Source organism: Pseudomonas sp. SDO55104_S430 (assembly GCF_054070595.1).
Genome location: NZ_JBSVXG010000218.1, coordinates 1 through 9396, shown reverse-complemented (window position 1 = coordinate 9396; position 9396 = coordinate 1). Strand labels below are relative to the sequence as shown.

The 9396-nt window shown below is 62.1% G+C and carries 8 protein-coding genes; 7 read left to right on the top strand and 1 reads right to left on the bottom strand.

Annotated elements, in window-relative coordinates:
• Positions 1 to 183 precede the first annotated feature (183 nt).
• The 6 genes from aldA to ACW9JE_RS25305 all read left to right on the top strand — a co-directional run bounded on the left by aldA (position 184) and on the right by ACW9JE_RS25305 (position 7389).
• A complete protein-coding gene (gene aldA, locus ACW9JE_RS25330; RefSeq protein ID WP_457434285.1) occupies positions 184 to 1608 on the top strand; it encodes an aldehyde dehydrogenase in 1425 nt (474 codons plus the stop codon).
• Between the two features lie 81 nt (positions 1609 to 1689).
• Positions 1690 to 3009 carry an MFS transporter gene (locus tag ACW9JE_RS25325; protein ID WP_224536432.1) on the top strand — a complete coding sequence of 440 codons (1320 nt, stop codon included), beginning with the start codon at positions 1690 to 1692 and terminating at the stop codon, positions 3007 to 3009.
• 1 nt (position 3010) lies between these two features.
• The gene (locus ACW9JE_RS25320) at positions 3011 to 4228 is read left to right on the top strand and encodes a mandelate racemase/muconate lactonizing enzyme family protein (protein WP_224536430.1); all 1218 of its coding nucleotides are present in this window, start codon (positions 3011 to 3013) and stop codon (positions 4226 to 4228) included.
• A gap of 206 nt (positions 4229 to 4434) precedes the next feature.
• Positions 4435 to 6045, top strand: a complete 1611-nt coding sequence (locus ACW9JE_RS25315) for a GMC family oxidoreductase (RefSeq protein ID WP_224536428.1) — start codon at positions 4435 to 4437, stop codon at positions 6043 to 6045.
• 113 nt (positions 6046 to 6158) lie between these two features.
• Positions 6159 to 6569: a response regulator gene (locus tag ACW9JE_RS25310; RefSeq protein WP_224536425.1), complete on the top strand. Its 411-nt coding sequence runs from the start codon at positions 6159 to 6161 to the stop codon at positions 6567 to 6569.
• A 148-nt stretch (positions 6570 to 6717) separates the two neighbouring features.
• Positions 6718 to 7389 carry an HAD-IA family hydrolase gene (locus ACW9JE_RS25305; protein WP_411961566.1) on the top strand — a complete coding sequence of 224 codons (672 nt, stop codon included), beginning with the start codon at positions 6718 to 6720 and terminating at the stop codon, positions 7387 to 7389.
• A 90-nt stretch (positions 7390 to 7479) separates the two neighbouring features.
• Here ACW9JE_RS25305 and ACW9JE_RS25300 read toward each other — a convergent pair whose 3' ends face one another.
• Complete coding sequence (locus tag ACW9JE_RS25300) at positions 7480 to 8427, bottom strand: GlxA family transcriptional regulator (protein ID WP_224536423.1); 948 nt, start codon at positions 8425 to 8427, stop codon at positions 7480 to 7482.
• 122 nt (positions 8428 to 8549) lie between these two features.
• Here ACW9JE_RS25300 and ACW9JE_RS25295 point away from each other — a divergent pair, with 122 nt between their 5' ends.
• Positions 8550 to 9341: an SDR family NAD(P)-dependent oxidoreductase gene (locus ACW9JE_RS25295; RefSeq protein WP_457434284.1), complete on the top strand. Its 792-nt coding sequence runs from the start codon at positions 8550 to 8552 to the stop codon at positions 9339 to 9341.
• Positions 9342 to 9396: the final 55 nt, after the last annotated feature.

Genomic DNA, 9396 nt, shown 5'->3' with positions numbered 1-9396 from the left:
TGCGGAGGGTCAGGCAATACATTTTTTGTAGACAGACCGCCTTCGCGGGCAAGCCTCGCTCCTACAGGAAATACCGGTAACCTGCGTTTTTCGAATGTTACATCGCTCAATAAATCGTTTGTTCAATCCAGCCCGAATGCCAAGACTGCCCCGACTGGACAAAAACAACGATGGGCGATTCACATGCGACTCGAGCGAAACTTTGTTAACGGGCAATTTATCGAGCCGGCCAGCGCCGCGCTGATTGCCGTCTACAACCCGGCCACCGAGGCGCTGCTGGGCCAGGTCTCCGCCGCCACCGCCGATGAAGCCACCGCGGCGGTCGAAGCCGCCGCGAAGGCGCAGAAAACCTGGGGCAAGCTCACCAGCATCGAACGCGCCGAACACCTGCGCGCTTTCGCCGATGCCCTGGAAGCTCGCGCCGAAGACATCGGCCAAGCCCTAGCCGCCGAGTCGGGCAAGAGCGTCAGCGATGCCAGCAATGAAGCCCGTTATGCGGCGCAGATCACCCGTTATCACGCCGAATGGGCACGCCGTATCGAAGGCGAAATCATCCCGAGCGATTCGCCGAACGAAAACCTGTTCCTGCACCGCGAGCCGATCGGCGTGGTCGCCTGCCTGATTCCGTTCAACTACCCGGTCTACACCCTGCTGCGCAAAATCGCCCCGGCGCTGATTGCCGGCAACACCGTGGTGGTTCGCCCAAGCAACAACACCCCGACCTCGGCCTTCGAAATCGCCAAGGCCGTGCAGCAGTCCGGTTTGCCAGCCGGCGTGGTGAACATCCTGACCATGGATCACGCCACGGCCGCTGCCGTCTGCACCCACAAGGCCGTCGGCCTGATCACCCTGACCGGTAGCGTCAACGCCGGGCGCATCGTGCTCGACTACTGCAAGGCCAACATCGCCAAGCCATCCCTGGAACTGGGCGGCAAGACTCCGGCAATCATCGAGGCCGATGCTGACCTCGAAGCCGCCGCCACGGCCATCGTCGGTTCCAAGACCACTCATTGCGGCCAGCTGTGCACGGCGGTGGAGCGGGTCTATGTGCAGGAAAGCGTCTACGAAAAATTCCTCGGCCTGCTGAAAGCGAAAATCGGCGCCGTGAAATTCGGCGACCGCGCCACCGACGCCAGCCTGATGGGCCCGTTGGTCAACGCCAGCTCGCAAAAGAACATCCATGCCATGGTCGAGCGCGCCATCGCCGACGGTGCTGTACTGGAAACAGGTGGTTTCATCCCTGAAGGCAACGGCCATTTCTACCCGCCGACCCTGCTCAGCGGCTGCCGCCAGGACATGGAAATCATCCAGGAAGAAATCTTCGGCCCGGTGCTGCCGGTACTCAAATACCGCGACATCGATGAAGCCCTGGCCATGGCCAACGACCACCAGTTCGGCCTGTCGTCGGTGCTCTACACCGAGAACTACCGCACCGCGCAGAAAGTCGCCAACGCCATCGAAGCCGGCGAGCTGTACGTCAACCGCACACCGGCCGACCCGTACCAGGGCTATCACGCCGGCTGGAAACGCTCGGGCCTGGGCGGCGATGACGGCAAGCACGGCATGCTCGAATTCACCCAGACCCGTCTGGTGGTCATGAAGTACTGAGTCACCGCAACAGGCTTCACGCTGCACTTATAAAAACAATTATCAGAGCGCCCGGCACACCGGGCGCCAGAGGTCTACTCAATGTCCAAGCAAGCAACTTCTGCTGCCGCTGTTCAGGGTTCCAACGCCGGTTCACAAAGCCAGAGTGACAAGGGCAGTCGCTATTTCCAGCTGATGTTGCTGGTACTGGCCGCCGGTGCGATCTACCCGATTCTCTATTTGCGTCAGGTCTACCAGACCACCATGCTCGAAGTGTTCCAGATCAACCACAGCGAGCTGGGTTACCTGTACTCGATGCTGGGCACCATCTTCCTGTTGTCTTACCTGCCGAGCGGCTGGCTGGCCGACCGTATCGCCCCGCGTTTCCTGATTTTCTTCTCGTTGGTAGCCACCGGCGTCCTGGGCCTGTGGTACTCCACCGCGCCGTCGATGACCAGCCTGATGATCATCTTCGGCTGCTGGGGACTGACCACCGGCCTGACCTTCTGGGCCTCGGTGCTCAAGCGGGTGAAGATGATCGCCCATCACTCCGAGCAGGGCCGGTTCTTCGGCATCCTCGACGGTGGTCGCGGTCTGGTTGAAGCGCTGTTGGCCACCGTCGCTCTGGCGCTGTTTGCCTACGCCACCGAAACCCGTGGCGAATCGACTGCTGAAGGCTTCAAGCATGTGGTGTACATGTACGCCTTCACCTGTATCGCCATCGGCTGCGTGCTGGTGCTGATCAAGGATCCGAAGTCGATGGACGCCACCGCGCAGGTGGAGAAGGGCAAGTTCAACCTGCTGGCCGACCTCGCCATCCTGGTGAAGATCCCCGAGCTGTGGCTGGTCACTGCCATCGTGTTCTGCGGCTATCACATCTTCTGGGCCACCTACAGCTTCTCCGATTACCTGCAGGGCGGCGGCATGACCGCGGTCATGGCCGGCACCATCACCACCATCAAGCTGTGGATGCGTCCTATCGGCGGCATTGGCGGCGGCTGGCTGGGTGACAAGTTCTCGAACATTTCGGTGCTGGTGGTCGCGCTGTTTCTCGCGACCCTGGCAATGGTCGGCCTGATCGTGTTCCCGGCGCTGGGCAGCATGGGCCTGCTGATCGCCACGGTGATCTTCATCGGCCTGATGACCTACGCGATTCGCGGCCTGTACTGGGCGATCCTCGATACCTGCGACATTCCGCTGCGCATCACGGGCCTGGCCATCGGCATCGTCTCGGTGGTGGGTTACCTGCCGGACACCTTTATCCCGCTGATCAATGGCTACCTCACCGAACAGTACCCCGGTGCCGTCGGTTACAAACTCTACTTCGGCTACATCGCCAGCGTCGGTCTGATCGGGACCTTCGCGGCCCTGGCCCTGCGCGCTCGCGTCAATCGCAAATCTTTGAACAAGACTGGTGTTTGAGATGAAAATCGTCGCCCTTGAAACCCATATCGTTGCCGTTCCGCCACCGCACATCGGCGGCATGTACTGGCTGTTCGTCAAGCTCAAGACCGATTGCGGCATCGAAGGCGTGGGCGAAATCTACGCCGCGACCTTCGGCCCCAAAGCCATGCTGCCGATCATCGAAGACGTGTTCGAACGCTACCTGCTCAACCAGGATCCGCACCACATCGAGCGCTTCTTCCGCCAGGCCTATTCGAGCGGTTTCACCCAGCGCCCGGACCTGACCATGATGGGTGTGGTCAGCGGCCTGGAAATGGCCTGCTGGGACATCATCGGCAAGGCCGCGAACAAGCCGGTCTACGAGTTGCTCGGCGGCAAGGTCAACGAGCGCCTGCGTTCCTACACCTACCTGTACCCGGTCAACAGCAAGGGCGAGTACGACTACGACGACCCGGACCTGGCCGCCGAGTGCGCCATCGAGAACATGAACAAGGGCTTCACTGCGGTGAAGTTCGACCCGGCGGGTCCGTACACCGCGTACTCCGGGCATCAGATTTCGCTGGAAGTGCTGGAGCGCTGCGAAACCTTCTGCCGCAAGATCCGCGAAGCGGTGGGCGACAAGTGCGACCTGCTGTTCGGCACCCACGGGCAAATGGTGCCGTCCTCGGCGATCCGCCTGGCCAAGCGCCTGGAGAAGTACGACCCGCTGTGGTTCGAAGAGCCGGTACCGCCAGGCCAGGAAGACGCCATGGCGCAGGTTGCGGCCAAGACCAGCATCCCGATTGCCACCGGCGAGCGCCTGACCACCAAGTACGAATTCTTCAAGCTGCTGCAGGCCGGCGGTGCGTCGATCCTGCAAATGAATGTCGCCCGCTGCGGCGGCCTGCTGGAAGCCAAGAAGATCGCGAGTATGGCCGAGGCCTACTACGCGCAGATCGCCCCGCATCTGTACAACGGGCCGATCGGCGCCGCCGCCAGCTTCCAATTGGCGACCTGCACGCCGAACTTCCTGATCCAGGAAAGCATCATGACCTGGGGCGGTTTCCATGCCGAAGTCCTGACCAAACCGTTGCAGTGGGAAGACGGCTACATCATCCCGTCCACCGAACCGGGCCTGGGCGTGGAGCTGAACATGGACGTGGTGCGCAAGCATTCGCCGTACACCGGCGAGCGCCTGCACCTGCAAATGGCCCCGACCCCGGCGGACGTCAAGGACACATCGCCGGCCAAGGGCTGAGGCGAGTTTTTCACCGGAGAACGGGCAGCAACACAAAACCCCTGTAGGAGCGAGCTTGCTCGCGATGGCGGAATTTCAGCAACGAATGTGTCGACTGGCACTCCGCAATCGCGAGCAAGCCCGCTCCCACAAGGATTGTGTTCCCACATCGACTTGTGTGGGCCCATCCCGGTTTTTCAGTACAACGACTTACGCGGTAACCGTGCATGACATACGACTACATCATCGCTGGCGCTGGCGCCGCAGGCTGCGTCCTGGCCAATCGCCTGTCGGCATCCGGCAAATACACGGTGCTGCTGCTGGAAGCGGGCGGCAAGGACAGTTCGCCGTGGTTCAAGATCCCGGTCGGCTTCGCCAAAATGTATTACAACCCGACCTTCAACTGGATGTACTACAGCCAGCCACAGAAGCAGCTGGGCAACCGTGAAATCTACGCCCCGCGCGGCAAGGTGCAGGGTGGTTCGGGCTCGATCAACGCGATGATCTACGTGCGCGGCCAGGCCCATGACTTCGACGACTGGGCAGCCAACGGCAACGACGGCTGGGGTTTCAAGGACGTGCTGCCGTACTTCCGCAAACTGGAAAACCATCCGCTGGGCGAGAGCGAATACCACGGTGGCAGCGGCCCGATCAGCATCACCCCGATGAAGGGCCAGACTCACCCGATCTGCGATGTGTTCCTCAAGGGCTGCGACGAGTTGGGTTACCCGCTGAGCGAAGACTTCAACGGCCGCAACTTCGAAGGCGCCGGCATTTACGACGTCAACACCCGTAACGGTCAACGCTCTTCCAGCAGCTTTGCGCATCTGCATCCGGCGCTGAGCCGGCCGAACCTGAGCATCGAACATTACGCCCTGGTCGATCGCGTGCTGTTCGATGACCAGCAACGCGCCACCGGCGTGTCCATCACCCAACACGGCGTGGTCCGCACCTTCACCGCGAACAAGGAAGTGATCCTCTGCGCCGGCGCCGTGGATACACCGAAGATCCTGCAATTGTCCGGCGTCGCCGATCAGGCGCTGCTGGCCAAACACAACATCCCGCTGGTCAAACACCTGCCGGCGGTGGGGCAGAACCTGCAGGACCACCTGTGCGCCAGTTACTACTACAAGGCCAACATCCCGACGCTCAACGATGAGCTGAGTTCGCTGTTCGGCCAGTTCAAGCTGGGCCTAAAGTACCTGTTCACCCGCAAGGGCGCGCTGGCCATGAGCGTCAACCAGGCCGGCGGTTTCTTCCGTGGCGACGAGCAGCAGAGCAACCCGAACCTGCAGCTGTACTTCAACCCGCTGTCGTACCAGATCCCGAAAAACAACAAGGCCAGCCTCAAGCCCGAGCCGTACTCAGGCTTCCTGCTGTGCTTCAACCCGTGCCGGCCGACCAGCCGCGGGCACATCGAGATCGCCTCGAAAAACCCACGGGACGCGGCGCTGATCGACCCGAACTACCTGAGCACCCAGAAAGACATCGACGAGGTGATCCAGGGCAGCCGGCTGATGCGCAAGATCATGGGCGCACCGGCGCTCAAGGGCATCACCGTCGACGAAGTGCTGCCGGGGCCGGCGATTGAAACCGACGAGCAGATGCTGCAGTACTTCCGCGAGAACTGCGGTTCGATCTATCACCTGTGCGGCTCCTGCGCCATGGGCTCGGACGAGCAGAAATCGGTGGTGGACAAGCGCCTCAAGGTCCACGGCATGCACGGTTTGCGCATCGTCGACGCGTCGATTTTCCCCAACGTGACCTCCGGCAATACCCACGCCGCAGTGCTGATGGTGGCGGAGAAGGGCGCCGACCTGATCCTCGAGGAAGCCTGATTTAATCGTTTGCCTGTATCAAAAATGAATTTCCGCGGGCGCCGCTGCTCATACCTGTAGGTGGCGGATTAGAGCCCGCGAAATCATTGAGATATACAGGGAGCGGCAAGGTCATGAATCGTGAGCCGACTGCAGGTGGAGACCTTCCGGGCGGATTGATTCTGGTGGTGGAGGACGATCCGTTGATCCTGGAGTTTCTCTGCGAGATTCTTCAGGAGGAGGGGTATGTGGTGCAGTCTCAAGCCAGCGCGGATGCCGCGTCGGTCTACCTGCAGCAGCATGCGCAAGAAGTCGAGTTGTTGCTGACGGACATCACCATGCCGGGCACGCTCAACGGCGCCGATCTGGCTAATCTGTTCGGCGATCGCTGGCCCGAAAAGCCGATCATGATCATGTCCGGCTATGAAACGCCGGAGAGTTCAGGGGTGCGCCACGACGTGTCGTTCATCAAGAAACCCTGGGCGCTGGGGCAACTGCTCGATTGCGTCGAGGGTGCCTTGAAATCCCACAAAACCTCACTGTAGGAGCGAGCTTGCTCGCGATGGAGGCACAGGCACCGCCGGGTGTCAGGCTGCCAGCGTCATCGTTGACGACCATCGCGAGCAAGCTCGCTCCTACAGAGGGCGGGGATCGTGTAGATTTGCCTGACCCCCCCTGACAGGAACGTCTCCCTTGCCCGCGACTATTTTCGACACCCCTTACCGCGCCTTCCTGTTCGACATGGACGGCACCATCCTCACCTCCATCGCCGCCGCCGAGCGCGTCTGGGCCACCTGGGCCCGGCGTCACGGTGTCGATGTCGAGACCTTTTTGCCCACCATCCACGGCGCCCGCGCCATCGACACCATCCGCCGCCTGAACCTGCCCGGCGTCGATGCCGAGGTGGAAGCGGCGTGGGTGACCCAGGCGGAAATCGAGGATGTCGACGGCGTGGAAGAGGTCGCCGGTGCGGCGGCTTTTCTCAAGGCGTTGCCGGTTCATCAATGGGCTATCGTGACCTCGGCGCCGAGGACGCTGGCGTTAAGGCGGATGGCGGCGGCCGGGGTGCCTGAGCCACAGGTGATGATCACAGCCGAAGACGTCACCGTCGGCAAGCCTGACCCGTCCGGGTATCGACTGGCCGCGCGGCGGTTGGGTGTGGAGATTGGCGATTGTCTGGTGTTCGAGGATGCCACCGTGGGGATACAGGCAGCGGAAGCGGCGGGGGCGGATTTGTTGATCATCACGGCGGCGCATGAGCAGAAACTTGAGACGGAGCACGCGACGGTGGGGAGTTATGAGTCGATTACCGTACAGGTCGATGAAGCTGGCCTGATGCACCTCGGCCAACACCAAACCCTGTAGGAGCGAGCATGCTCGCGATGGTCGTCAACGATAACGCTGGCGGCCTGATGCCCCGCGGTGTTCTTGCGTGCATCGCGAGCATGCTCGCTCCTACAGGGGGATCTCGGTGCGGGCTGTGCGGCGGATGACTTGCGGTGGCTGGCCGAATGCTCGGAGAAAAGCCTCGCGCATGCGGCGGCGGTCGCTGAAGCCGGTTTCCAGGGCAATCTGATCCAGGCTCAGGCGTCCTCGTTCGAGCAGTTGTCTTGCCGCCTCCAGACGCAGGTTTTCCACGGCCTTGGCCGGTGATTGCCCGGTTTCTGCACGAAAGGCACGGCTGAACTGCCGTGGACTCAGGCTCGCCACCTCCGCCAACTGCTCCACCGACAGCGCCTCGGCCAGATGCTCCCGCGCATAACCAAGCACCGTCTGGATTCGGTCAGACTTCGGCTCCAACTCCAGCAACGCCGAGTGCTGCGACTGACCGCCGCCTCGACGGTGATACATCACCAGCTTCTGCGCCACCGAACGCGCCAGCTCCGCTCCGAAATCCTTTTCTACCATGGCCAGCGCCAGATCGATGCCGGCGGTCATTCCGGCAGAGGTCCAGATCGAACCGTCGATCACATAGATGCGGTCGGCCTCCACCTTGATCGAGGCAAAGCGCTCCTGTAGTTGCCGGGCATAGGCCCAATGGGTGGTGGCGCGACGTCCGTCGAGCAGGCCGGCCTGGGCCATGACAAAGGCGCCGGAGCAGATCGACGCGGTGCGCCGGGCCGTCGTGGCGCTGGATCGCAGGTAATCGAGCACTGCCTCCGGGGCCTGTTCGAGGACCGAATCGCCGCCCACCACGATCACCGTATCGAACACCCGCTCATCGAACGCCTCGGTGCCTACCGTCAGTCCACCTGAAGCCCGCAGGTTTCGCCCGTCCTCGGACAGCACGCGCACGTCGTAAAGGGTTTCGCCGGCGCTGAAATTGGCGTACTCGAACACCGGCATCGCCGCCAGCGCCATGGACTGGAACCTGTCGAAAACCACGAAGGCCACGCTGATCATGGGATGTCCTCAAAAGGTCATGTCCGAAAAACGTACTTTAAACGTCATTTGCGCCGCCGGCGAGCCCCCTTATAACTGCTCACACCGGCGAATATCTCGCCTCTTCGTGAAGGACATTGCACATGACGCTTTCATCCAAAGGCACCGCCCTGATCACCGGCGCATCTTCAGGCATCGGCGCGGTGTACGCCGACCGCCTGGCCCGTCAGGGTTACGACCTGATTCTGGTCGCCCGCAGCCAGGCAAAACTCGATGCCTTGGCCAACCGCTTGAGCGACGAAACCGGGCGCAGCGTGGAAGTGGTTGCGGCCGATTTGAAGGACAAGGCCGATTTGCTGAGGGTCGAGCAGATCCTGCGCAGCGACGCCAGCATCACCCTGTTGGTCAATAACGCCGGGGTGGGGGCGGTCATGCCGCTGCTCGGCAGCCCGGTGGATGACATGGAAGCGATGATCACCCTGAACATCACGGCGTTGACTCGCCTGGCGTACGCAGTGGCACCGGGGTTCGTCGCCCGTGGCGGCGGCACCGTGATCAACATCGGCTCGATCGTGGCCATCGCCCCGGAAATCCTCAACGGCGTGTACGGCGCCACCAAGGCGTTCGTTCTGGCCCTGAGTCAGTCGATGCACCATGAACTGGCCGACAAGGGCCTGCGCATCCAGGCCGTGCTGCCGGGCGCTACCGCTACGGACTTCTGGAGCGAAGCGGGCAACCCGGTGGAAAACCTGCCGCAGGAGATCGTGATGTCGGCCGGCGATATGGTCGATGCCGCCTTGGTGGGGCTGGCCAGCGGCGAGCTGGTGACCATTCCGGGGTTGCATGATGGTTCCCAGTGGGACCGCCATGAGGCACAGCGCCAGGTGCTGTCGGGGTTGTTCGGCAATTCCACGGCGGCGCCGCGTTACCTCTGATTTTGCGGCGTTCTTGCGGGCCTCTTCGCGGGCAAGCCTCGCTCCTACAGGAGAT